Annotated in this window: 24 protein-coding genes and 1 pseudogene; 17 read left to right on the top strand and 8 right to left on the bottom strand. The window is 37.6% G+C overall.

Annotated elements, in window-relative coordinates:
* The first annotated feature begins 122 nt into the window (after positions 1-122).
* Together O1A01_RS02585 and O1A01_RS02590 are read left to right on the top strand one after the other, a co-directional pair.
* Positions 123-845, top strand: a complete 723-nt coding sequence (locus O1A01_RS02585) for an ABC transporter ATP-binding protein (protein ID WP_270065485.1) — start codon at positions 123-125, stop codon at positions 843-845.
* A complete protein-coding gene (locus tag O1A01_RS02590; protein ID WP_270065486.1) occupies positions 842-1,594 on the top strand; it encodes an ABC transporter permease in 753 nt (250 codons plus the stop codon). The genes O1A01_RS02585 and O1A01_RS02590 overlap by 4 nt, the downstream gene beginning before the upstream one ends.
* Before the next feature lie 178 nt (positions 1,595-1,772).
* Here the strand turns inward: O1A01_RS02590 and O1A01_RS02595 are convergent, their stop codons facing one another.
* Together O1A01_RS02595 and O1A01_RS02600 are read right to left on the bottom strand one after the other, a co-directional pair.
* On the bottom strand, positions 1,773-2,126 hold the full coding sequence (locus O1A01_RS02595) for a hypothetical protein (RefSeq protein WP_066418791.1): 354 nt from the start codon (positions 2,124-2,126) through the stop codon (positions 1,773-1,775).
* Between the two features lie 76 nt (positions 2,127-2,202).
* Positions 2,203-2,577: a DoxX family protein gene (locus O1A01_RS02600; protein ID WP_066418789.1), complete on the bottom strand. Its 375-nt coding sequence runs from the start codon at positions 2,575-2,577 to the stop codon at positions 2,203-2,205.
* Between the two features lie 170 nt (positions 2,578-2,747).
* Between O1A01_RS02600 and pssA the strand changes: the two genes are divergently transcribed.
* Positions 2,748-3,449, top strand: a complete 702-nt coding sequence (gene pssA / locus O1A01_RS02605; protein WP_066418786.1) for a CDP-diacylglycerol--serine O-phosphatidyltransferase — start codon at positions 2,748-2,750, stop codon at positions 3,447-3,449.
* A 182-nt stretch (positions 3,450-3,631) separates the two neighbouring features.
* On the opposite strand, the gene O1A01_RS02610 is transcribed toward pssA, so the two are convergent.
* Positions 3,632-3,796: a hypothetical protein gene (locus tag O1A01_RS02610; protein ID WP_157076680.1), complete on the bottom strand. Its 165-nt coding sequence runs from the start codon at positions 3,794-3,796 to the stop codon at positions 3,632-3,634.
* Positions 3,797-3,882: 86 nt separating this feature from the next.
* On the opposite strand from O1A01_RS02610, the gene O1A01_RS02615 reads away from it, so the two are divergent.
* The 5 genes and pseudogenes from O1A01_RS02615 to O1A01_RS02635 all read left to right on the top strand — a co-directional run bounded on the left by O1A01_RS02615 (position 3,883) and on the right by O1A01_RS02635 (position 8,581).
* Complete coding sequence (locus tag O1A01_RS02615; RefSeq protein ID WP_066418783.1) at positions 3,883-4,842, top strand: LacI family DNA-binding transcriptional regulator; 960 nt, start codon at positions 3,883-3,885, stop codon at positions 4,840-4,842.
* A 29-nt stretch (positions 4,843-4,871) separates the two neighbouring features.
* Positions 4,872-5,102, top strand: coding sequence for an excisionase family DNA-binding protein (locus tag O1A01_RS02620; protein WP_066418781.1), 231 nt, complete (start codon positions 4,872-4,874; stop codon positions 5,100-5,102).
* Positions 5,103-5,601: 499 nt separating this feature from the next.
* A complete protein-coding gene (locus O1A01_RS02625; RefSeq protein ID WP_270065487.1) occupies positions 5,602-6,012 on the top strand; it encodes a GNAT family N-acetyltransferase in 411 nt (136 codons plus the stop codon).
* A gap of 45 nt (positions 6,013-6,057) precedes the next feature.
* Positions 6,058-7,267: pseudogene (locus O1A01_RS02630) on the top strand (MFS transporter).
* 417 nt (positions 7,268-7,684) lie between these two features.
* A complete protein-coding gene (locus O1A01_RS02635; RefSeq protein WP_270065488.1) occupies positions 7,685-8,581 on the top strand; it encodes a macrolide 2'-phosphotransferase in 897 nt (298 codons plus the stop codon).
* A 63-nt stretch (positions 8,582-8,644) separates the two neighbouring features.
* On the opposite strand, the gene O1A01_RS02640 is transcribed toward O1A01_RS02635, so the two are convergent.
* From O1A01_RS02640 to O1A01_RS02655, 4 genes are all read right to left on the bottom strand, one after another.
* Positions 8,645-10,114: an amidase family protein gene (locus tag O1A01_RS02640; protein WP_270065489.1), complete on the bottom strand. Its 1,470-nt coding sequence runs from the start codon at positions 10,112-10,114 to the stop codon at positions 8,645-8,647.
* 488 nt (positions 10,115-10,602) lie between these two features.
* On the bottom strand, positions 10,603-11,841 hold the full coding sequence (locus O1A01_RS02645; protein ID WP_066421290.1) for an MFS transporter: 1,239 nt from the start codon (positions 11,839-11,841) through the stop codon (positions 10,603-10,605).
* A 155-nt stretch (positions 11,842-11,996) separates the two neighbouring features.
* On the bottom strand, positions 11,997-13,406 hold the full coding sequence (gene hpaB / locus O1A01_RS02650) for a 4-hydroxyphenylacetate 3-monooxygenase, oxygenase component (protein WP_270066364.1): 1,410 nt from the start codon (positions 13,404-13,406) through the stop codon (positions 11,997-11,999).
* Positions 13,407-13,470: 64 nt separating this feature from the next.
* Entirely contained in the window at positions 13,471-13,788 is a 318-nt protein-coding gene (locus O1A01_RS02655; protein ID WP_066421297.1) for a TM2 domain-containing protein, read from the bottom strand.
* 112 nt (positions 13,789-13,900) lie between these two features.
* Here O1A01_RS02655 and O1A01_RS02660 point away from each other — a divergent pair, with 112 nt between their 5' ends.
* The 7 genes from O1A01_RS02660 to O1A01_RS02690 all read left to right on the top strand — a co-directional run bounded on the left by O1A01_RS02660 (position 13,901) and on the right by O1A01_RS02690 (position 21,923).
* A complete protein-coding gene (locus O1A01_RS02660) occupies positions 13,901-15,016 on the top strand; it encodes a D-TA family PLP-dependent enzyme (protein ID WP_235858327.1) in 1,116 nt (371 codons plus the stop codon).
* 12 nt (positions 15,017-15,028) lie between these two features.
* Positions 15,029-15,790, top strand: a complete 762-nt coding sequence (locus O1A01_RS02665; protein WP_066421301.1) for a TatD family hydrolase — start codon at positions 15,029-15,031, stop codon at positions 15,788-15,790.
* A gap of 149 nt (positions 15,791-15,939) precedes the next feature.
* Entirely contained in the window at positions 15,940-17,679 is a 1,740-nt protein-coding gene (locus O1A01_RS02670) for an ABC transporter ATP-binding protein (protein WP_066421304.1), read from the top strand.
* Positions 17,660-19,426, top strand: coding sequence for an ABC transporter ATP-binding protein (locus O1A01_RS02675; RefSeq protein ID WP_084380743.1), 1,767 nt, complete (start codon positions 17,660-17,662; stop codon positions 19,424-19,426). The genes O1A01_RS02670 and O1A01_RS02675 overlap by 20 nt, the downstream gene beginning before the upstream one ends.
* Positions 19,427-19,532: 106 nt before the next feature.
* Positions 19,533-19,697 (top strand): hypothetical protein, encoded by a 165-nt coding sequence (locus O1A01_RS02680; RefSeq protein WP_270065490.1) that lies wholly within the window; start codon positions 19,533-19,535, stop codon positions 19,695-19,697.
* Between the two features lie 36 nt (positions 19,698-19,733).
* On the top strand, positions 19,734-19,925 hold the full coding sequence (locus O1A01_RS02685) for a hypothetical protein (RefSeq protein ID WP_094366017.1): 192 nt from the start codon (positions 19,734-19,736) through the stop codon (positions 19,923-19,925).
* A gap of 588 nt (positions 19,926-20,513) precedes the next feature.
* Positions 20,514-21,923, top strand: coding sequence for an alanine/glycine:cation symporter family protein (locus O1A01_RS02690; RefSeq protein WP_270066365.1), 1,410 nt, complete (start codon positions 20,514-20,516; stop codon positions 21,921-21,923).
* A 562-nt stretch (positions 21,924-22,485) separates the two neighbouring features.
* Here O1A01_RS02690 and O1A01_RS02695 read toward each other — a convergent pair.
* A complete protein-coding gene (locus O1A01_RS02695) occupies positions 22,486-24,027 on the bottom strand; it encodes an FAD-dependent oxidoreductase (protein WP_270065491.1) in 1,542 nt (513 codons plus the stop codon).
* Between the two features lie 130 nt (positions 24,028-24,157).
* On the opposite strand from O1A01_RS02695, the gene O1A01_RS02700 reads away from it, so the two are divergent.
* On the top strand, positions 24,158-24,736 hold the full coding sequence (locus O1A01_RS02700; protein WP_270065492.1) for a TetR/AcrR family transcriptional regulator: 579 nt from the start codon (positions 24,158-24,160) through the stop codon (positions 24,734-24,736).
* On the top strand, positions 24,736-25,689 hold the full coding sequence (locus tag O1A01_RS02705) for an SDR family NAD(P)-dependent oxidoreductase (protein WP_270065493.1): 954 nt from the start codon (positions 24,736-24,738) through the stop codon (positions 25,687-25,689). The genes O1A01_RS02700 and O1A01_RS02705 overlap by 1 nt, the downstream gene beginning before the upstream one ends.
* The last annotated feature ends 38 nt before the right edge of the window (positions 25,690-25,727 follow it).

Here is a 25,727-nt window from a genome sequence, read left to right on the forward strand (position 1 = left end):
TCAGCAGATTCTGTCTTTTTTTAGGTTTGATACGATTCTAATTATGTGCAGTCAATGACTGAATTTTGTATAGTAAGAGCAGATTAAGAAACATATAAGCTATCGAAAGGCAGGAAGAAGATTTGAGCGGAGCAATTCAGTTTCATGATGTGCATTATAAATCAGAAGATGGTATTCATATATTACGTGGAATTACTGGCTCTATCATAGAAGGAGAAGTTACAACATTAGTTGGTCCTTCAGGTGCTGGAAAGTCAACGCTACTAAAATTATGTAATGGGCTACTTTCCCCGACTTCTGGGGAGATAAGAATATTAAATAAAAATGTATATGACTATGATCCAGTTCAATTGCGTAAAGAAGTTGGAATGGCTCTTCAAAGTGCTCCGATGGTAGAAGGGGATGTTTTTCATAATTTAGCGTTGCCGATGCTATTGCAAGGAAAGTCATTACCCGAAAACGAAGCGGTAAAATTATTAGATGATGTTGGACTAGAGGGAGAGCATTTAAGGCGAAATATTAAAGATTTATCAGGGGGGCAGCGTCAAAAAGTTTCAATTGCAAGGACATTAGTAAATCGACCGAAAATTATGTTGCTCGATGAGATAACTTCTTCGCTAGATCAAGTGTCACAAAAAGAAATAGATGAGCTAATTGTGAAGATAAGTAAAAATTATGGAGTAACGATAATTTGGATTACCCACAATTTACAGCAAGCTCTTAAAGTCGGCACATACGCTTGGATGTTAAAAGAGGGAGAATTGTTAGAATGTGGGAAAATCGACCTGTTACATACCTCCGCGAATGAACATGTACAAGCGTTCGTAAAGGGGGAAATCGAATGAGTCCAATCGCATTAATAATGGCACTAGTTTTCGTTCTTATCCCGATTATTTTATCTAAAACATTTAACCTTGGTTTAGGAAAAGATACAGTCATTGCTGTTGTTCGGTCAATCATTCAACTATTTGCAGTTGGGTATATTTTAACGTTCGTATTTTCAGCAGAAAGTTTAATTTTTATTATCTTAATGGTAATCGTAATGATTGCTGCTGCTGCACAAAACGTTGCGAAAAAGGATATGCCGTTTAAGGGAATTGCGTGGAAAGCTACAGTAACACTTATTTTTATTGAGATACTCACACAAGGTATCCTACTTGGGTTTGGTATTATTCCGGCAACAGCTCAATATATTATACCAATTAGCGGAATGGTGATTGGAAATTCAATGGTGTTAGGGATCCTATTTCTTAACCGATTTACATCCGAAGTAAAATCTCGTGATGATGAAATTGAACTCATTTTATCGCTCGGTGGAAACCCAAAGCAAGCTATTCATACCCAACTTATTCAATCAATTAAAGCTAGCATGATCCCAACAATAGAAAGTCAAAAGACGATAGGACTAGTACAACTGCCAGGTATGATGAGTGGACAAATTATTGCCGGGGCTAGTCCTATTGAAGCTGTTCAATTTCAATTACTCATTTTGTTCTTACTATTAACAACTGCATCAGTAACGAGTATCATGCTTGGTTTATTGACGTACCCGAGCTTGTTCAATGAACGAATGCAGTTAAAGCGGCTGCGGTGAAATAAATGAGGCTCCCTTTTGTTAAGGGATCCTGTTGAAAGGCCAATAAAAGAAGTAAACTCTAATAAGATCATTGTTAACGTAAATAAAATAACGATTACCGCAAATAAGACACTAATTGGAAGGCAGATTGAATTATATGTTACCAAACATAAATTCCTTAAATTCTGCCCAGTATCTAATATATTTTATACGATTTTAAATCGCGTAGTTCGTTAATTAAGACAGCTGCGAAATAACCTTTAAATGTTTTATGAATTTTTTGCTGTAATTCCCTTTCAATTGTTATCCGAAGTGATTCTACAATTGCTTTTATTACTTGTTCATCATCTAAAGACTTGTTTAAATTAACTTCTTCGTAAGTACAAACAACTACATCCCAAAGTTCAATAATATTATTTGCATTTAAATAAGGTGCTGCGTGAACAATAAAATCTTTAGGTAAGAAATATTGCCAATGATCAAACTTACATACAGGTTTCACCTCCATAGAATGAAATGGTTTAAAATCTTCACTTGCTACATTAGACATGTTATTTCCTCCTTCAATGGATTGTAAATCTTTCACTCTCTATATAAATCCAATTCAGAGAAAAGTAGCGTACTCTTTAAAAAGAAATTTTATTGGAGCTACGATACAAAACAAAAAGCAAAATTAATATCGTTAGATCTAATCTTGACTGGAATAAAAACGGAATAATTCCGTTAGAAATGACAGGTAGTTTTGTAAAAGCGAGCGCGGTTATCATAATAATGATTAATGGTAGCGTAGCGTTTCGTACCCATTTGTTAATAGAAATAAGTAAACCAAGGATAACTTCTAATAATGCGAGAACGTACATCATATAATAAGGAAACGGTATCCCAATTTCACTAAATGTAGTTAACATATTTGGTTGTGTTAACTTCATTAGTCCTGAAACGATGAACACAAAAGCAACAACGTAACGAATTAAATCGTAATTAGAAATTGATCTTCTCATAGGCTTATCCCTCCTGAAACAAACATATGAAAGCGAACTATGAAATATGAAACGAAGAACAACGACGATATAAATTGTGATAGGAATATAGAAAAAATCACCATAATCGAAAAAGAAATGATATGATGTTAATACAGAAAAATTTGATTTAATACGGAGTGAGGTTGTACATGTACAAGCGGTTTGTGAAGATGATTCCTAATATGTTTACGCTAGGAAATTTGTTTTGTGGTTTCTTATCTGTAGGCTATGCTGCTGGCGGGCAATTTAGCAATGCAGCTATATTAATATTAATAGGTATGATGCTTGACAGTATGGACGGAAGACTTGCAAGAATGTTAAAAGCAGACAGTCAACTAGGTAAAGAATTAGATTCGTTAGCAGACGTCGTTACGTTTGGGGTAGCACCGGCATTTTTAGTATATTATACGTATTTTCACCAGTTCGGTTTAATAGGGTTAATTATTGCGGGCTTATTCCCGTTGTTTGGAGCGTATCGTCTAGCTCGCTTTAACGTCACAGCAACAAATAGTAACTCGAATTTCTTTACAGGAGTACCGATTACTGCAGCAGGGGGAATAATGGCTCTGCTCACTCTTTTTGGTAACAGTATTCCTCAAATTGTTTCAACTGTTATATTCACAGCACTATGTTTCTTAATGGTAAGTCGTATTAAAATCCCTAGCTTTAAAGAAGTGCCGCTACCGAAATACGGTACAATTATAACCATTTTTATGGGTGGATTACTGTATGTAATTTATAGAGGTACATATGCTCAGTTTCCTTATTTAATATATATAGCAACTCCATTATATATCGCTTTTGTAGCATACCGATTTGTAAAAGGAAAAAATAAAAAGCACATCGATTAATGGTTAGATAATAGTAGAGTGGTTTTTGTTAAAATCCACAGTGATATGAAAAAACACTGACCACTACTATCAGCTCCCTACTGCGGGGTAGCATAAGGAGTGTTAAAGTTCATTCGAATTTTAGCACTCCTTTTCCATTTGTCTAAAAAAGAGATAAAATAGAGTTGAACGGAAATTTTTCATTATTTTAAATCTTGATAGACGTTAAATAAATATGAATAAGGGTCGTTCTTGTTTTGGGCAGATTTTTTTATTCCTTCCGGTAATTGTGAAGCAACTAGTGATGTTAACACTAAAATGACAGAACACATAAAGATAATACTAACGATACCGATCATTATGTCCATCTATGACAGCCTCCTTTCTACAATGTAAGCATAAAATATGAAACGCATTTCAGAGCAAGAAAAAGATTGAACAGAAGGTGATTGTATTGACAAATATTAAAGATATTGCAAAAATGGCTGGAGTTTCCGTCACAACTGTTTCGAGAGTATTAAACAATCATCCGTACGTTAGTGAAGAAAAAAAAGCTGCCGTAGAAAGAGCAATTCAGCTTAGCAATTACCAGCGAAACATTAATGCGGTACACTTAAGTAAAGGAAAAACATTTTTAATTGGAGTAGTGATTCCTTTTTCGAACCACCCTTTTTTCGGATCGTTAGTAGAAGGAATTGCAACGGAAGCAGTGGAAAATAATTATAAGCTCGTTCTTTTTCAAACAAATTATAAGGAAGAAAGAGAAATGGAAGCTTTAATGATGTTAAGAAATAAACAAATTGATGCACTTATTATTTGTTCAAGAGTTTGCCAATGGGATGTTATGGAAGAATATCTTTCGTACGGTCCAATTGTATTATGTGAAGATGCGAGAGAAAGAGAAGTTTCTTCCACGTATATTAACCATTACGAAGTATTTTCAAAAGCGCTAGCATATTTACATACAAAGGGTCATTCTAAAATTGGGTATTGTATAGGAAGGAAAACGGGCTTGAACAGCAAACAGCGAGAAGCAGCGTACAAAGATTTTCATGAAAAAATAAAGGAACCAATTCTACCAGAGTTTATTTTCGATAACTGTTTATATTTCGAAGACGGTGAAAAAGTGGTCAATAAGCTTAGAAGTTTGCATAATAAACCAACTGCTTTACTCGTTACTAGTGATCAAGTAGCAGCAGGAATTTTAACATGTTGTAAAGAGCAAAATATTCCCGTTCCGGATGAACTAGCAATATTAGGTTTTGATAATCAACCGATTGCAAAAGTAATGAATATTACAACGTTTGAAATTCCGTTAGTAGAACTAGGAAAAAAGTTGTTTTTACAGTCGATTGAACATACTATTTCTCATGAGGAAATCAAGGTGAAACTAATTGAGCGAATGACTGTGTAACTATACATAATAGAAGGTGGATATATAGGATGTACTTAACAATAAAAGAAACAGCAGAACACTTATCGGTTACAGAAGAAGCTGTTCAAAAACTAGTAAAAGAGAAAAAAATCCGTGCACTATGGGATGGAGAACAATATATTATTAACAAAGATCAATTCAAAACCCATCTAGAACAAATGGGAAAATACAAAGAAATGATCGAAGAAATACTAAACGAACCAATCCCAGAAGACCCCGACATAAAAGACGAAGATTAACAGAAAAGCGGAAGGGGCTTGTTTAGCGGCGACAAGCACAAGGCAAGCCGGCTAGAAGGTCGCTCTTTGACCTTCTGGACGGATTGACTTGTGACCTCGAGCCGCTAGCCCCTACAGCTAGACAGATAGAAAAGCGAAGGCGGCTCGCTCAGGCCCGACAAGCATAAGACAGGCGCTGCAGGTGGACGCTTTTTGTCCACCGGAAGTGACTGGCTTATGACCTCGAGGGCCAAGCCGCCGAAGCTAGACAGCTAGAAAAGCGGAGGGCGTTCGTTTAGCGGCGTACAAACTGGAGCTTTCCTGGCGGAGATAAAGGAAACACAGCGAACGTAAGTGAGCTGATGTTGACTTATCGTACAGAAGGAAAGTGAAGTTTGATAGCCGCTAACGCCCGAAGCTAGACAAAAAGAAAAGCGGAGGCGGCCCGCTTAGGTCCAAACAAACTGAAGCCATATTCGTAGAAAAGATAGAATTAGAGTTGCAAAAGGAGGGCGCAACGATGGAAACTGTAATTAGAAAAATAGATAAGGAAGAAGCCTGGAAAATACGGCATAAGGTCATGTGGCCAGATAAACCTTTCGAATACATAAAATTAAAAGACGATGATGCTGGTATTCACTTTGGTCTTTTCAATGATACCCTATTAATTTCAGTCGTATCCCTTTTTGTTAACAACGAAGAAGCCCAATTTAGGAAGTTTGCAACTCTTCTAGAAGAGCAAGGAAAAGGCTATGGTACCGCATTGCTTAAGTATGTTTTAAAGGAAGCTGAAGTTCACGGTGTAAAAAGAATATGGTGTAATGCCAGACAGAATAAGGCCGATTTTTATAGTAAATTCGGTTTGGATGAGACCAGTTTCACATTTATAAAAGGGGGAAAATCTAACGTAATAATGGAGAAGTACCTATAAGGACTACTTTATAATAGAAGAATAATAGGCAAATGGGGAAAGAAAATGGCAACCTTTTTATTACTAATTATATATTTAGCATTTATTAGCCTAGGTTTACCAGATTCATTGCTAGGAGCAGCGTGGCCAGTCATGCAGGTAGACCTAAGCTCCACTTGAGACCGCTGGATTGCTCTTCATGACTATTGCTGCTGGTACGATTATCTCGAGCTTATTTAGCGGAAAGGTCCTTAAACGGTTTGGAACTGGTAAAGTAACATTCGTTAGTACTTTAATAACGGCTGGGGCTTTACTTGGATTTTATTTTGCGCCTTCCGTTATTTGGTTGTTTCTATGTGCTATCCCACTTGGTTTAGGAGCGGGGGCAATTGATGCGGGATTAAATGATTATGTTGCTACACATTATAAAGCGCATCATATGAGTTGGTTACATAGTTTTTGGGGAGTTGGGGCTACATTAGGACCTTTCATCATGGCATACTATATTTCAAGACAAAATTCCTGGAGTAGCGGTTATTTAACGATTGCAGTTATCCAATTTGTGTTAGCAATCATACTTTTACTCAGTTTACCCCTATGGAACAGAGGAAATAAAAATAGCGCTATCGACTCAAACGAAAAGTCGGAAGTGGAAAATGTATCATATAAAGATGAAAATGTGAATGACAAACCTTTGAAAATTCGTGGAGTGAAGCTAGCTTTGGCGTCGTTTTTGTTTTATTGCGGAGTGGAAGCTACGATTGGGCTTTGGGGAAGTAGCTATTTAGTGAATGTTAAAGATTTGCCAGCCGCTACAGCAGCACAATGGGTTTCCTTTTATTTTGGAGGAATTACAATTGGTAGATTTATTACAGGATTTATCACGTTTAAAGTAAACAATGTAGTTCTTATTCGGTCAGGACAATTTATTGCCTTAATTGGTGCAGCACTCTTATTCTTACCCTTACCACTCTACTTTTCACTTGCCGGCTTTATTTTGGTAGGGTTAGGATTAGCACCGATTTTTCCTTGTATGTTACACGAAACGCCAGCACGTTTTGGAAAAAAGCATTCCCAAACTATTATGGGTTATCAAATGGCCGTTGCATATACAGGAAGTACGTTTGTGCCACCGCTTCTTGGTGTGATGGCATCAAATACAACAATGGGAATATTTCCAATTTGCGTCGTTATATTAGTAGGAGTAATGTTTTTAAGTACGGAAAAATTAAACAGAGCACTAAAAGGTAAAAGTACTAGTTCCACAGCGATGTAACTTTTTACCTTTTAGAGATTATTGATATTTATATAATAATAGAGTATAGTTTATGTAAATATTGAAAGGAGGGTTGTTAAAAATGATGCATGCAGGAAGACTACGCCAGCAAACTTTGAACAATAAGTAATTTCATATGTTCAAAGGCTCTGTTTTCATAAAACAGAGTAAACGGGATTAGTCTGCACATTTTTAATAATCTTCAACGGGAAGTTTTACAGTTCTTACGTGAGGAAAGGCAGATACTATCTGTCTTTTTTTGTGTTTTATTTTTATATAAAAGGGAGACGTCTATTTAGTAGCCCGTTTACTCTTTTACCACAAACAGAAGCTTGTTTGTGGTTTTTTTATGAGAACATTTATGCAAGTTCAAGTTAAATAGAAATGATATAAATAATTAATTGGAGGAAGTAAGTTATGAATACATTAGAAATTAAACAACTAGCAAACAGTAAAGGGTTAAACATTTTAGAAGAAACAATAAAAATAAATGAGTCTGGTGTTGACTTTAGAGTAGCGCATGCAACAGATGATAACGGCGATAAATGGATACTACGAATACCACGCAGATTACAATCAATGAGACATGCTTTACAAGAGAAAAAGGCATTAGAGGTAATTAACAACGTTACAACATTTCAAGTTCCGAATTGGTCCGTTTTTTCAGAGGATTTAATTGCTTATAAGCAACTAGATGGTATTCCTGCCGCTACAATTGATATGGAAAAACAAGCATATGTATGGAGCTTCGACGAAAACAATGTACCGGCCGAATATTTTTCCTCATTAGGTAGTGTGCTAGCAAATTTACACTCTTTATCGCAGCAGCCGTTCACATACTTCGGTGTGGAGATGGTACGTACAAATGAATTAAGATCCTCTATGAGAACAAGAATGGAACGTGTAAAAGAAAAATATGATGTTAATCCAACACTATGGGACCGTTGGCAAGCTTGGTTAGCGGAAGATTCATATTGGCCATCTCATATAGGGGTGAAACATGGAGATATACATCCAGGGCACATCCTCATTAATAGCGATAACTATGTTACAGGCATAATTGATTGGACAGAAGTAGGAATTGGGGATGTATCTGTTGATTTCATGTCACATCAACTACTTTTTGGTAAAGAGGGGTTGAAAAAATTAATGGATGCGTATGACAATGCTGGAGGGAGAACTTGGTCGAGAATGGATGAACATATTGTGGAACTTCTAACAACGAGCGGAATAACAGTTGCAGAATATGCTCAAGCTTCACGTATGGAAGACATGCATGAAGCAGCTAAACATATGCTTGCAAGTGAAGGTTAATGTTATAAACGGCGAAAAAGCTCAGAGCAATTCTGAGCTTTTTGTCGGTTAGAAGAAGAAAAATTATTCGGCTTCTGTCAGTTCTGGTACTTTTCGATGTTGGGTTGCTTGTTCATAAGCATAACCAATTTGAATTAATTTCCCTTCTTCAAATGCTCCAGCAGTAAATGTGACGCCTAACGGTTTTCCTTCCGAAGTATATCCTCCAGGAACAGTAATCGAAGGATAGCCTGCTTTAGCTGGAATAGCTGCACCAAAGTTGTTTGGGAACAGAATAGCATCTAACGAGTTGTTTTGTAATGCAGCATCAATTCCTTGCTCTTGGGAGAAGTAGATATCTTTTTCTCTACTAAGTATATACGCTGCTTCCGTTAATGTTCCGCTTGTTTCTTCACATTTTGTTAGTAAAGTTTGGCCATACGCTAGCATTTTACTAGGGTTTTCAAGATTAAAATCAATTAGTTCTTTTAAATTAGAAACGGGTACATTTACACCAGTGTTTTGCAAGTATGCATTTAAATCCGTTTTAAATTCGTAAATGAGTGTATTGTAATCCCAATTCTCCATTGCTGAAGGGATGTCAATCGAGTCAATAACCGTTGCCCCGAGCTCTTTAAGTTTCGTGATTGCGTCTTTAACTAATTCCCGTTCTTCCTCATTTAAATAAGCAAAGAATGGTTCACTAGCTACACCAATCGTTATTCCTGTTAAGTCTGTATCTTTAATATAGTCCGTATAAATAATATGTTGATAAGGGTTCGTTAATGTAGCTGGATCACGTTCATCTTTTTTAGATAGAGCAGATAGAAGTATGGCAGCGTCCTTAACCGTTCTTGTCATTGGCCCAGCAGTATCTTGGCTGTGGGAGATTGGTATAATACCAGTTCGACTAATTAGACCGACTGTTGGCTTTATACCGACAATCGAGTTTGAACTTGCCGGACTAAGAATAGATCCAGAAGTTTCCGTACCAATAGCAGCAACAGCAAAATTTGCCGCAATAGCAGCACCTGAGCCACTACTAGAACCGCCAACATCAAACTTTCCAGGTCCATAAGGATTTAACACTTGACCTCCGCGCGAACTATATCCGCTAGGCATGTTATCTGTCATGAAGTTTGCCCATTCTGTCATGTTTGTTTTTCCAAGAATTACGGCTCCAGCTTCTCTTAATTGTTTGGCAACAAAGGAGTCTTCTACTGCAACATGATTTTCAAGTGCAAGCGAGCCAGCACTAGTATGCATTTTATCCCCTGTATCAATATTGTCTTTTAGTAAAATAGGGATCCCGTGTAATGAACTTCGAGCACCCTTCTGTTTTCTTTCTAAATCTAAGCTCTCCGCAATTTGTACAGCATCAGGGTTTATTTCTAACACGGAATTGATAGAGTCATATGTAGCAATTCTGTGTAAATACATGAGAGTAAGGTCTTTAGAAGTAATGGTACCAGTATCCATAGCTTGTTGAAGAGATTCAATATTAGCTTCTAATAAATTTTCTGCAGCAAATGATGCTAATCTAGGATTATGCATCGAGTTCACCTACTCTTTCTATGAAAAAATATGTTAATTTCTACTATTATCTAAATCTCATTTTACATGAACAATACTAGTCTGAAAACAATTTATTTCGTTCTGCGAATGTTTCGAGTTGGAAAGTGATTTTAGTAATAAATATAATAAATAAACGAACGAGGTTGAGACAAAACTATATTATATCATGTAAAAAAGGAACTATCGCAGGTTTAGCGTAGGAAATATACGTAGACTCCTCGAAAAATGCCTCCGCATTTTTCTTCGTGCGATGTTTCGCTGCCGAAGCCTTCCTTGTCCTGCGGGAGGAAAGGCATAGGTGAGACCCCGCAGTGCGCAGCACGAGGAGGCTCACCAGCCAGCCGCCCGCGGAAAGCGAAGTATATTTCCGAAGCGGTTTATTCCCGTCTACTATTTTTGGGTTCGATTATAAATTTGATAGAAATAGTTATATCCCAACCTTGTAGTATTTGTTCTGTTAGCAATATTTAAAATGTTATATTTTCCGTATTGTCTTCCCGATAAAAATATACTTTTCTTCGATTTAACACAAAAAATGCAAATAGGATAGAGGAGACAAGCATGACGAGTGCTAACGTGATAATAGTAAATCGTAATGAAATAATATCTGCTGTAAATCCAATTGCTAAAATAAATACTACTTGAATAGCGCTTTGTATTAACTGATAAATGCTCGTTACTCTACCCATTATTTCTACTGGAACATTGTTCTGATAGAAAGTCGTAATTCCAGCATTTAAGAACACATTAAAAAATCCTAAAATGACAAACCCAACTACAATCGATAAGAATGACCATGAAAAAGCATAAATGACATAACCGATTGTCATCATGATAAGACCAATGACTATCATATATCGAAGAGAAAAGAAATTCGAAAAAATGGAAAGCAACAAGGCACCTATTACAGAACCAATTCCAGTAATACTTATTAACAAACTATACTCCATCTCAGATAGCCCAATCACTTGTTGAGTAAACACAACTTCTTGCGCATCCATCGCAAAAGAAAAAATCATAATGATAATAAAACCAAAGTAAATAAATGATACATATTTATTATGAGACATGTAGTTTTGTACAACGGTAAAATCTTTAAACACTTGGGGAATAGTCAACGGTGGAATAGTTCCTTTATCAATGTTTTCTTTTTCCGGTAGAAAAATTAATAAGAAGGCAGAAATCAGAAAAAATAATGCATTAAGCCATAATGTTGTTTCAACAGAGGTCAATAAAATAAGCGCGCCTCCAATTGCTGGTCCAACAATAAATGCTCCGGAACTTGCAAAAGAACGAATAGAGTTAAAGCGCTTTCTTTTTTCTTTCGGGACTAGCATGGCGATATATGTCATAGAGGATGGATTGAAAAATGCTTTCGCCACACTTAATACAACTAATATTCCGTATATCACTACCATATTTGGTGCAAAAGGGATGAAGCAGATGAAGACCGCTCTCATTATGTAAGTGACAATCATTACTTTTCTCTTGCTACGATAATCGATAAAACTACCAGTCCAAAACTTCGTAACAATATTCGTAAGTGGACTAACTATCCAAAGTCCTGCTACAGCTGCTGCTGATCCTGTTAGTTGATAGACAATAATATTAATCGTTACTAAATAAATAAAGTCTCCAATACTAGATATCCCAATGGAGGTTAGTAACAGTGTAGGATCTCTCCATCCCTTTAAGTGTGCATTCATACATATTTCCCCTTTTAGTTAAGACGTTACAGTATGTGTTTAGAAAAGTAAATGGAACAGAGGAAAAAAGTCCAAGGACGTATCCCATTCATAAGTACTTAAGGAGATACTCACCAAAAAACGAAAAGAGGAGCAGCGGTAACTGCTTCCTCCCTTTACTTTTCAAGAAATTTATAAATATCGTCTACAAATTCTTTCCTATCATACTCGCGATAAGTCCCGTGAACGAAGCGGACTGGATCTCCAAAGAAAAATCGTTCATAAAGAGTCTGTCTGGACCCGAAAGCGCTCATCGTAGCATCCCAGGCTAGTCGGAACAGCTTTACTCTTGTTGCGGCATCACAGGTAGCCGCTTGCATGTATTGCTTCACATCTTCTTTTATAGGAGAGCAAAAATCTTTTTCTGTCGGAATAGAGACGAGCCCACTCGCACCTAATAGTTGAACTATCTCTACTAATCTCGGATACTGTTTCGGATATAAAGTAATAGCCGCAGCTAACGGGTTTAAATCAGGTACCATCGTACCCCATTTATCAAAGGAAGCATGGATTTCAGAAGCGAGTAAAAGTGATTTCATTGATTCATAAAAGGCGATAATTTCGACTATTTTCTCACGCACATGTTGATATTCTCCAATTGCAATCGTATCTACAATTGCTTGGGCGAGTCCGAGAATAAAAGCTGTTTTCTCCACTTGCCTTGATACAACTTGGTGAAGAACTAACGGTTTATAGCTACTTTCCGTATATAACGTATTAGCAACTTCAACATTTTCAACGACGAATACTCTTTCCCATGGGACTAACACGCTGTCGAACGTAACGATTGCATCCATCTCTTCGAATCTTGCTCCGAGCGGATGATCCCACGTGGAAGAACGATAGGAAAAAGGTTCTCGACAAAGAAATTTTAAGCCGTCAGTATTGCTAGGAATACTAAAAAAATAGGCAAACGGCTCATCAAACATTTTTAATCCGGAAGAAGAAACGATAATTTCATCGGTAATGCCACCTTGTGTTGCGAGGAGGCGTGCTCCTTTTATGACGATGCCGTCCGCATTTTTTTCAACAATTCTTGCAGCGACGATTCTTTCTTCTGATTCGTAGTATAACTCGGAACGATTCACTTGTGGTGTGACGAATGTATGAGTAAAGGAAAGGTCATGTTCTCTTGCATGCTCATAAAAATTTGCGAGGTTTTCTGCGAATAGAGATCCTTGGGCATCTAATAAACTGTTTGCAGCAGCTAATGCCATTAAGTTTGTATTCATATAGTCAGGTGATCGTCCCATCATCCCTGCCGACGTTTTTGCCCAATACTGTACCATTTTTCTCCGTTTCTCTAAATCTTCTTTCGTAAGAGGTCGTAAAAAAGAAGTACCAATACGGTTACCAGTTGTAGGAGACTTGAATGTCATAATATCTTTTATCGTTGGATCATGTTGTAAATCATATAATGATGCTTGGCTTTTAATGACTCCTTGAAATGCTCGATGAGTCGTTACGTCTGTCACTTTCTCTCCATCAACCCAAACATTACTCTTTAAATTTTGAATTCGTTCTATATATTGCTTACCTGTAGCCGCCCCAAATTACCACCCCTTTAAAATCTAGTGTCAGCAGATTGTGTTAATAAGAATGTTGTCTTTCAGCGGCGATATCATGAATAAGTTTACGTTCCAACATACTATTCATCTCATCGACTCGTTTTAATAAACAATAAATGCCATCAATTAAATTCCAAATGCCAAACGTTAACCAGCCGAGTAAAAGTAAGGCGATCCCAAGTCCGAAATCACCTAAATAAAAACGGTGAACGCCAAACATACCTAAGAAAAACCATAATAAAAATGTTATAAGCTTAGACTTTCTCCGATGTTCTAGTTCAGATGAAAGGATAGAAAGTTGTTCTTGAGTGAGGTTTTGCTTCAGTGATAAATTGCTCATGTTGATTCCTCCTTAAGAAAACGAATAAAAAATGGCCATATACTTACTTTTATAGCTTATTAAGGAGTAAAATATTTCAGAACAAGTAGTTTTTTTAGAGAGGATGAGGAAGATGATGGCTTCAAATATTCAAGAGTTAGATACGCCAACACTTTTAGTAGATTATAAAAAATTAACGAAAAATATAGGAGAGATGAGTTCATTTGCTCGTGAGCAAGGAATCGCACTCCGTCCTCATATAAAAACACATAAAAGTATACATATTGCAAAAATGCAAGTGGAGCATGGGGCAGTCGGGATAACCGTTGCAAAAGTTGACGAAGCGCTTGTGATGGCGAGCGGCGGTATAAAGGATATTTTAATTGCTTATCCAATCGCAAGTCCGCAAAAGATAAAGCGTATTGTGCAGCTTTTACAGGAAAACATTAATGTGAAGTTGGCTGTTGATAGCGTAGAACAGCTAAAATATTTGCAAAAAGAATTAGAAGAAACTCCATTTACGTTAGAAGTGTGGATAAAAGTAAATAGTGGTCTTAACCGATGTGGAGTAGAGCCAGGGAAAGACGCCGTAAAGCTTGCTCAAGCAATTCTGTTTTTATCTAAACTAAAATTAGGTGGGATTTTTACGCATGCTGGTCACTCTTATGGGGCGACATCTTACTACAAAATAGAACAAATTGGTGCTCAAGAAGCAAATGCTGTTATTGAAAGTGCAAATGCATGTGAGGCCGCTGGCATTCCGATTTCTGTGAGAAGTGTTGGGTCGACACCGACATATCGAATCGCTGGAAAAGTTAAAGGGATTACAGAAATACGACCAGGAAATGCGGCGTTCTTTGATAGCATCCAAGTCGGATTAGGTGTGGCAAAAGAAGAAGATTGTGCATTAACAGTACTTGCATCGGTTGTTAGTAAATATGGGGAGGAACGAATCGTTTTTGACACAGGTAGTAAAGCTTTGAATTTAGATAAAGGGGCACACGGGAATAGTACCGTAAACGGGTTTGGGACTGTTGTCGGACATGAAGAAATAACAATCGAACGATTATCAGAAGAACATGGAGTAGGCACGATTAATGGTCATACGAACTTACAAATGAATGATAAAGTACAAATCATTCCGAATCATGCATGTACGGTCGCAAATCTATTTGATGAATATGTTGTACACGACGACGGAAAAGTAATCAACCGTTGGAAAGTAGACGCACGTGGGATGAACAAGTAAGGAGGTGTTTTCGTGAATTACATCGATGCACATATTCATTTCGACCAATATGAAGAAAAGGACCGGGATATAATTTTAGCAAATCCGAAGTTACATTCCCTCGTAACGGTTTCAAATAATATTGCATCTTGTGAGAAAAATTTACTGCTTTCTCGAAAACATCCAAAAGTAAAGCCTGCTTTTGGGTACCATCCCGAACAAGCACTCCCTACAGAAGAAGAGAAAACAGCGATCTTTCAATTCATTAAAGATCATAGGGAGGAAATGGTGGCAATTGGCGAAGTTGGGTTGCCTTATTATTTGGAAAAAGAGGGGAAAGTGGCTAATCAGGAGCCGTACATAGAAATGTTAGAACAGTTTATCCTACTAGCTAAACAATTAAATAAGCCTATCGTGCTCCATTCGATTTATGAGGATGCACCATTAACATGTGAGTTACTTGAAAAGCATAATGTGGAAAAAGCTCATTTTCATTGGTTCAAAGGTGATAAAAAAACGCTGGAACGTTTAGAAGACAACGGATATTATATTTCGATAACTCCCGATATCGTCTATAAGGAAAGAACGCAGCAATTAGTAAAAGATTACCCGTTAACATTATTAATGGTAGAAACAGATGGACCATGGCCGTTTGAAGGTCCATTTAAAGGGCAGCAAACGACTCCACTGTTAATCGAAAAAACAATGAAGTGTATATCAGAAATAAAGATGGTGCCGCTAGAAGTAGTGGAGCGTCAAATAATACTAAATACATCTAGTTTTTATAAAATTTAAAACAGTTAAAAAACATAAGTCAAACTATTTAAAAATTAGGAAAATAATTGTATGATAATAATAGAAGAAAAATATTAAGTGTTACGAAATATTCGGTTTACAAAGAAGTAAGTTTCAACATGGTTTTTCAGACGTTTGGGGGATAAAGTATGTTAAGAGTATTAAAATTTATTAAACCATACCGAATAGCCGTTTTTATCGCTTTAGCTTTAATGTTAACAGAGCTATTTGTAGAACTGTTTCATCCGTTATTAATGGCGAAAATTATTGATGACGGTATTTTGCAAGGGGATCTGTCTGTCGTCATGAAGTGGGGAGGAATAATGGTTGGTCTCTCGTTTGTTGCATTTGCAGCGGGAATCATTAACTCCTTTTTTGCGGCACATGTAAGTCAAAGCTTTGGATTTGATATTAGAAGAGCAATGTATGAAAAAATACAGTCATTTTCATTTGCAAACTTTAACTTTTTTCCAACATCATCGTTAATAACGAGAATGACAAACGATGTTACCCAAATACAAAATACTGTTTTTATGAGTTTACGTATTATGCTCCGTGCACCGCTTCTTGTTATTGGCGGAGTAATTATGGCGCTATTCGTTAACTTCCGCTTAGCCTTATTCGTTTTAATTGCTGTTCCATTTCTTTTCTTTTTCTTAGTTTGGGTGATGAGGAAAGGATCTGGATTGTTTACTGCTGTTCAACAGAAAGTAGACGGAGTAAATAATGTAATGCGAGAAAATTTAGGCGGGATTCGCTTAATTAGAGCCTTTTTACGTCATGATCATGAAAGTAAACGGTTCACGAAAGCGAGTGGCGAGCTACAAGATAAAACCGTTCGTGCACTTCGCTTAATGGAAATTGCGATGCCAATTCTTTTACTCGTCATGAACTTAACAATCATTGCAGTATTATGGTTCGGAAATATCGGGGTTCAAAATAACAATGCACGAGTAGGAGAAATTGTTGCGATTGTTAACTACGTAACGAGAATAACGGGTGCACTGTCCATTTTATCTTTTATTATTATGGCATTCTCACGGGCAAAAGCATCGTCCACACGTTTAGCAGAAGTGTTAGAGGAGGAAATTGATTTAGTAGACATAGAGCAAGCAAAGGAAATGGAAACAGTCGACCCTCCTCATATTGAATTTGATGCTGTTTCCTTCCGCTATCCAGGAACGAACACTACTGTTATTGAGGATATTTCATTTGAAGTAAAGCCTGGTGAAACAGTGGCGATATTAGGCTCAACAGGTTCGGGGAAATCTAGTTTATTTCAATTACTTCCACGGCTGTACGACGTTGATGAAGGGGCCATCTATATCGATGGGCAAGATATTAAACAATTAAAACTAGCTTATTTAAGAAGATTAATTGGATACGTTCCACAAGAATCGCTTCTTTTTACCGGAACAGTTAGTGACAACCTTTCATGGGGAAAAGAAAATGCAACGATGGAAGAAATGATAGAAGCGACGAAAGCAGCACAAATTCATGATACGATTGAAAGATTACCTAAAGGCTATGAAACGAGATTAGGGCAAAAGGGAATTAACTTATCAGGCGGACAAAAGCAACGACTCTCTATTGCGCGAGCATTAATAAGAAAGCCGAAAATTTTAATGATGGACGATAGTACGAGTGCGCTAGATTTAAAAACAGAAGGTAAACTGTTACAGGCTTTGAAAAAATACGAATGCACGACATTTATCATTACACAAAAAGTGAGTACCGCAACAGAGGCGGACAAAATATTACTTATGGATGATGGTATGTTACTCGAGCAAGGAACACATGAATCACTATTGAAAGAGTCTTCTCTCTATCAAAAAATTTACGAGTCACAGTTCGGAGAGGAGGTATCTTATGCAAAAACAGCAAAATAAAAAAGCAAAAGATATGTTCGGGACTCTAAAACGAATTTGGCAATATCTTGCCGTGAAAAAAGGCATTCTAATTTTAGTATTTTTAATGGTTATCGTCAGTTCGGCATTAGGGTTACTCGGTCCGTTTCTCGTTGGGATGGCAATAGATGACTATATTGTAGAACAACAGCTTGGTGGCTTCATTCCGGTGTTAATCGGTCTCGTGTTCATTTACATTTTTTATTCCTTATCGATGTGGCTACAAAACTATTGGATGATTGGAATTGCCCAAGATGCGGTATATACGATGAGAACGCAACTTTTCCATCATCTCCATCGATTACCGATTCCATTTTTCGATAAGCGACAACACGGAGAGTTAATGAGCAGAGTAACAAATGATATTGAAAACGTAAGTTCTACATTAAATAGCTCCGTTATTCAAGTTTTCTCAAGTGTCTTAACATTAGTCGGAACAGTGTCTGTTATGTTGTACTTAAGCCCTTTAATGACGGCCATTACATTAACGATTGTTCCTGCAATGTTTTTAGGTTTACGTTGGATCACGAAGAGAACTGGCCCGTTGTTCAAAGAAACGCAAAAAAATCTCGGAGAGCTAAACGGCTTTATCGAAGAGACAATTTCCGGACAACGTATCGTTAAAACATTTTCACAAGAAGAAAGAGTGATGGAGGAGTTTGAAGAAAAGGCGACAACTTTAAGAAAAACAGCCTATTGGGCACAAACATACTCCGGTTTCATCCCAAAATTAATGAATATGTTAAATAACTTAAGCTTTGCCATTATTGCGGGTGTTGGTGGAGTGCTAGCGCTCAACGGTGTTAGTGGCATTACGATCGGGGTTATCGTTATTTTTGCAGAGTACTCGCGCCAATTTACTCGTCCATTGAATGACTTGGCGAACCAGTTTAATACACTTCTTTCAGCGATTGCTGGAGCGGAAAGAGTATTTGATATTTTGGATGAAGACGTGGAAGCCGCTAATGAAAAGAATGCGGTGGAAATTTCCTCTGTTAAAGGAGAAATTGAGTTTCAAAACGCAACTTTTTCATATGAAGACGATGACCAAACGATTAAAAATGTTAGCTTTATCGCTTCTCCAGGAGAAACGGTAGCATTTGTTGGACCTACTGGTGCAGGAAAAACGACGATTATTAATTTAATTTCACGCTTTTACGATTTAGATAGCGGGAAAATTCTTATTGACGGTCATGACATCTCTAAAGTGAAAAGAGCAAGTTTACGAAGCCATATGGCATTTGTGCTCCAAGATTCCTTCCTGTTTGAGGGGACTATTTTAGAAAATATTCGCTACGGAAGATTGAATGCAACTGATGAAGAAATAGTAGAAGCGGCAAAAGAGGCAAACGCACACAGTTTTATTATGAGACTACCGAAAGGATATGAAACTGTTTTATCCCAAGACGGCGGCGGTATTAGCCAAGGACAAAAACAGCTATTGTCGATAGCGAGAGCCATCCTTGCCAACCCATCTATTTTAATACTAGATGAAGCAACAAGTAGTATTGATACAATTACCGAAGTGAAGATTCAAGAAGCACTACAACGTTTAATGGAAGGGCGAACAAGCTTCGTCATCGCTCACCGTCTAAACACCATTCAAAAAGCAGATCAAATTTTAGTATTAAAAGAAGGTCAAATCATCGAAAAAGGCAACCATGAAGAGTTAATGGAGAGTAAAGGATTTTACTACGAGTTATTTTCAAGTCAAAAAAGAGTTGGGTAGATTATTGAGTCGAGGCTGTCCAAAAAGTCAGGAGTTACTGGCTTTTGGGCTTTTTTATTTTTGTTGAATGGTGTGGCTATCTGATTGGCTTGTATCAAAGGAGTGAATGGGGGCCGCAACGATTTGCGAAAAGCTCGTGGTGGAACAGAAACGGTTGGGTGTTGAACAGAAAATAGAGGTTGTTGAACAGAAATCGTGTTATGTGAAACAGAAACACGAACCAGGCTGGGAAAAGTCCGTCCGAACGGTCGATGTGGAACAGAATCGATAGGATGTTGAACAGAAACTCGAGGATGTAGAACAGAAATTGAGTTGTGTGAAACAGAAACGTGTACCAGGCTGGGAAAAGTCCATCCGAACGGTTGATATGGAACAGAATCGACAGGGTGTTGAACAGAAAACCGAGGATGTAGAACAGAAATCGTGTTATGTGAAACAGAAACACGAACCAGACTGGGAAAAATCCGTCCGAACAGGCCATTTGGAACAGAACCGATAGGATGTTGAACAGAAAACCGAGGATGTAGAACAGAAATCGTGTTATGTGAAACAGAAACGTGTACCAGGCTGGGAAAAGTCCGTCCGAACGGTCGATATGGAACAGAACCGATAGGATGTTGAACAGAAAACCGAGGATGTAGAACAGAAATCGTGTTATGTGAAACAGAAACACGAACCAGGCTGGGAAAAGTCCGTCCGAACGGTCGATGTGGAACAGAACCGATAGGATGTTGAACAGAAACTCGAGAATGTTGAACGGAAATCGTGTTATGTAATACAGAACCGCAAATCAGGCTTGAAAAATTACATTCGAACCAGCAATGTTATTCAGAATGTGAAAGTGATTAGCAGTTAAATTATAAAGAATAACTATCTATTTTGTGCATTTCTACAAACATCTACAAAATCAATTGTTTTTTTTACTAAAAGTGTTGTCTTATTTATATCATTAAATTATAATTCAATTAATATAATTTTCTGAAAAGTGGAAATTGTACATGTGTGAAGGGGAGGGAATATTTTGGCTGAAAAAACAGAGTTAGAAAAAGTGGTTAGTTTTTTAGTAGACATTTTATGGAGCACACCAATGATTGTGCTTTGTCTAGGAGTAGGTCTATACTTTACGTTTTTTACAAAGTTCGTACAAGTAAGGCTTATTAAGGACATGGTCGTTCAAATGTTTAAAGGGAAAAGTTCTAGTGCTGGAGTTTCATCGTTCCAAGCGCTAGCGATTTCATTATCAGGACGCGTAGGAACAGGTAACATTGCCGGTACTGCAACGGCTATTTTTTATGGTGGCCCTGGGGCAGTATTTTGGATGTGGACGATTGCCTTTATTGGTGCAGCAAGTGCATTCATTGAGTCTACACTAGCACAAATCTATAAAGAAAAGCGTGATGGGCAATATCGTGGGGGACCAGCTTATTACATTGAAAAAGGTATAGGTTGGAAATGGTATGCCATTCTTTTTGCGATTTCAGCAATTTTAGCAATGAGTTTGCTAATGCCTGGAATTCAAGCAAATGCGATTGGTGAAGGGTTAAGTAACGCCTTTAGTTTTAACAAAACGTGGATTGCGGTAATTTTAGTAGTAGTTTTAGCAGCGATTATTTTTGGTGGAGTTAAAAGGATTGCTTCTGTAGCGCAAGTAGTTGTTCCATTTATGGCAATTGCGTATGTGTTTTTATCTATTATTATCGTTATTATGAATGTTACAGCATTACCAGAAGTTTTCGGTTTAATCTTTAGAAGTGCTTTTGCAGTTGATTCTGCCTTTGGTGGAATTATCGGTATGGCCATTGCTTGGGGAGTAAAACGTGGTATTTATTCCAACGAAGCTGGTCAAGGTACAGGACCGCACGCAGCAGCGGCAGCGGAAGTATCTCACCCAGCAAAACAAGGGCTTGTGCAATCTTTCTCTGTTTATATCGATACGTTACTTGTTTGTTCAGCAACAGCATTTATGATTCTCTTCACAGGTATGTACAACGTTCAAGGTCCAGATGATACGATGCTTCGAAGTAATTTAGGTGAAACAGTTTCTGCTGGTCCTGCCTATACGCAAGCCGCAATTGAATCCGTTCTACCTGGATTTGGGGCTGGATTCGTAGGTATCGCTCTGATGTTCTTTGCATTTACAACAATCATGGCTTATTACTATATTGCCGAAACAAATGTTGCCTATATTTTCAAAGGGAAATGGAATAAATATGGAATGCTTGCTTTAAAAGTAATTCTATTAATCTCTGTTTATCTTGGAACGGTTGACGAGGCTGGGGCGGTATGGGATTTAGGTGACGTCGGGCTCGGTATAATGGTATGGCTCAACTTAATAGCCATTGTTATTTTAGCAAAACCAGCGTTGAAGACATTGAAGGATTACGACGAACAACGTAAGCAAGGTTTAGACCCGACTTTTGATCCAGAAAAACTAGGTATTAAAAATGCAGAGTTCTGGACAGAAGAATATAAAAAAGAAGAAGATAAAGTTTCGTAAACAATGTAAGGTGCGTGGTTCATGCAGAGCCCGCACCTTTTTTGTGTTCTGCGAGCTGAAATATGAGCCAGTGAACTATTTATGTGTGTTGCAAATCGATTTATGTGGGCCAACAGTCAAATTATGTGTGCAAGGTCTTCGTTTATGTTGGGCACGAACAGAAAAGTGACCCTATTTCCCATTTATGTGTGTCGTGAATCAATTTATGTGGGGAACCCGCGAATTTATGTGTGCCAAGTGACCGTTTATGTGGGACACGATCAGAAATAAGAGCACGTGCTCCATTTATGTGTGTCGTGAATCAATTTATGTGGGGAACCCGCGAATTTATGTGTGCCAAGTCACCGTTTATGTGGGGCGCAAGCAGAAATATAAGGCAGCCCTCCTGTAAAACAGAAATTAGTTTCCCACCGCACCATGAATTTTGCGACACACATAATCAATTGGCAAACGCATACCCGTCAGACGTTTACAACCCAACAGCAACAAAAACCCACCTTACCATACAAAGGTGGGCTCAACAATATGTATCAATCAAACGTTTGTTTGAAGTGGAACTCGCCTAGTTTACGTTAATTTGTTTTAACGGTTTATCGGCAGGGCCTTCTAATACTTCGCCTTTAACGGAGAACCTTGATCCGTGACAAGGGCAATCCCAGGACCGTTCTCCATCGTTCCATTCTAATTCGCATTTCATATGTGTACACGTTGTATCAACGCAATAAACATTTCCTTGTTCGTCCTTGTAAGCACCAACTCGTTCCCCGTTAACAGTAACGACTGCACCTTCATCTAGTTTTAAATCTTTTATCTCTCTTGTAGGTCTTTCAAGCTTACCTTCAATTAAATGTCCAGCAACATCAAAGTTAGTAGTGATAAACTTTTTCAAGCTTGGATCCGCTACAAATCGAGAAGGAGAGAATAACTCCTTATATTTGTTATCATTTTCTAGAATGATATCTTTTAGCAACGTGGCTGCAAATGTGCCGTTTGTCATCCCCCATTTTCGATAGCCGGTGGCAATTAAAATACGTGGGCTATTTTCGGTAATATGTCCGATATACGGCATTTTGTCTAACGTGTATAAATCTTGGGCTGACCAGCGATAGGCAATTTCTTTCATACCAAGCACTTGCTCGCCGAATGTTTGTAATGCTTCGTAGTGCTCTTTCGTATTTTTCCCTTGACCAGTTTTATGGCCGTCCCCGCTAATAAGTACATACTCTTGCCCTTTAATTGTCACGGAACGTAGCGACCTTTTAGGGCTATCAGAGCTGTAATACATCCCTCCAGGATATGGAGCATCAATTTTTGCTGCAAGCACGTATGATCTTTCTGCATACATGCGAGAAAAATAAAAGCCTTTTGCATCATAAAAAGGAAAATGAGAAGCCGCCACAATGTAATTACATTTAATTTTTGGTCCTTCTCTTGTAATCACTTTTAGCTCTGGTGTCTCTTCTACATCCACTGCTACAGTATGTTCAAATATTTGCCCGCCGTTATTAACTATTTCGGTAAGTAGCGTGTTCAAATATTGTAACGGGTGAAACTGGGCTTGTTCTTTCATGGCAAGAACTGATTGTGTCTCAATGGAAAAAGGAATGCTATTTTTCAGTTCATTTGGAATGCCAAGTCGTTCATAGGCTGCATACTCTTTTCTAACCTTTTGATCGTCTGCGTCACTAATGGAATAGATAATCGCGTCTTGTGTTTTAAAGTCGCATTCAATTCTTTTTTGACTAACAAGATTTTTTACATAATGAATGGCATCTGTACTTGCTTCGTAATAAAGTTTTGTTTTTTCTACTCCGAAATGATTAATGAATTCATCATAAATGATGCCGTGTTGTGCCGTTAATTTAGCTGTTGTATGACCGGTAGTCCCATTTAAAAGGTGGTCGGCATCAATAAGTACTACTTTTACCCCGGCTTGTGTTAATTCATAGGCGGTTGTAATTCCCGTGATACCACCCCCAACGATACAAACTTCGGCTTCAATGTCATGGGTCAATTTCTCAAAAGAGGGTAAGTCCACACTTTGTCGCCAATAAGGCTCGGGTGATTTCGGCAGTTCGTTATTGTCGTTTTGTACGTTCATCATCTTTCCTCCTATAACATCTATGTTCATAATTTTTCCAAGAAAGAGAAAAACATGTATTTATATATTGCAAATAACAAAAAGAAGGAATATAATTTTATTAACCAGTGGTCAATAAAAGGAGAAAGTTAAGATGACACCTAGAAAATCGAAGAAGGACGAATTAACGCAAGAAATGATTTTAGATACGGCCAGAGAAATATTTGTGAAAAAAGGCTACAAAGACACATCAATGAGAGTAATAGCGAAAGAGTTAAACTGTAGTCACGGTGCCATTTACTACTATTTTAAAGATAAGGCTGAGCTTCTCTATGCTATTATTAACGCTGATTTCCAACTTTTGAACAATCTAATGGATTCTATTTTACAATCAAATCAGTCTAACGGTGAAAAGCTACGAACTATTCTATTTAGCTATCTTCAGTTCGGGTTGGAAAATAAGAGTCATTATGAAGTGATGTTTTTAATGAAAAGAGAAGGCGGGGGAAGTGAAGCGGGACCAAATGTAGCGTACGAAAAGTTTGCTCATGCACTTCATCAATTAGGTGGTGGCACTATTTCTATAAAACAAATTTGGTCTGTCTTTTTAGCTCTACACGGATTTGTAAGTCAATACTGTTGGACAAATCAAACATTTGAAGACGTGAAGCAGTTGGCGGAATCTCATGTTGATTTTATATGGAAAGGATTAAAATTAGAGGAGATGATGTAGTGAAAAAGGCGTTAGTGTTAGGTGCTTCTGGCGGAATGGGTTACGCGATTGTTCATGAACTAGTAAGTCGAGGAATAGAAGTGGTTGCTTTTGCTAGAAATGAAGAAAGGTTGAACAGTTTATTTGGCAATATTACTGGTGTGTCTATTGTTCCCGGAGATGTTGCTAACTTAAAAGACTTACAAGAGGCGGCAGACGGAGTAGATGTTATCTTTCATGCGATGAACATTCCGTACGAACAGTGGGAAAAGTCATTAGCTTCTCTCGTAAAAAATATTCTTTCAGTAGCTGAACTAGTAGATGCGAAGCTTGCGGTCGTAGATAATATTTACGCTTTTGGACGAAGTGGTGGAAAGAAAATCACTGAGGATCATTTGAAAAACCCGCATACGAAAAAAGGGAAAATTCGATTACAAACGGAAAATATTATTAAAAGTTCAACCGTACCATACGTCATTGCCCATTTCCCTGATTTTTACGGACCTAACGCAACAAACGCCATACTTCACTATACGCTTAAAGATGTGGTGGAAGGGAAAAAAGCAGGATTTGTTGGCAATAAACAAATTGAACGGGAATTTATTTTTACACCAGATGGGGCGAAAGCTATCGTAGAGCTATCGTTAACCGAAGCAGCTTACGGACAAAACTGGAACATTCCTGCTACAAAGCCGATTACCGGAAAAGAAGTAGAAGCAATTCTACGGAATCATTTTCATTACACAAAATCTTTTTACACAATTCATAAATTTATGATTGGGGCACTAGGTCTATTCCAGCCTCAAATGCGAGAAGTAGTCGAAATGCTTTATATAACGGAAGAACCAACGATTTTAGATGGTAGTAAGTACGAAAAGCTCATTGGCCCACTACCGAAAACGAGCTACGAAGACGGTTTACGTGAAACGTTAGACTATTTAAAGAAGGAAGTTTTAGAGAAAGTTGGAATATAGGTGAAAAAAGAGTAGAATGAGTGAGACAACATTGTAAA

It is taken from the genome of Sutcliffiella sp. NC1, assembly GCF_027594365.1.
Lineage (GTDB): Bacteria > Bacillota > Bacilli > Bacillales > Bacillaceae_I > Sutcliffiella > Sutcliffiella cohnii.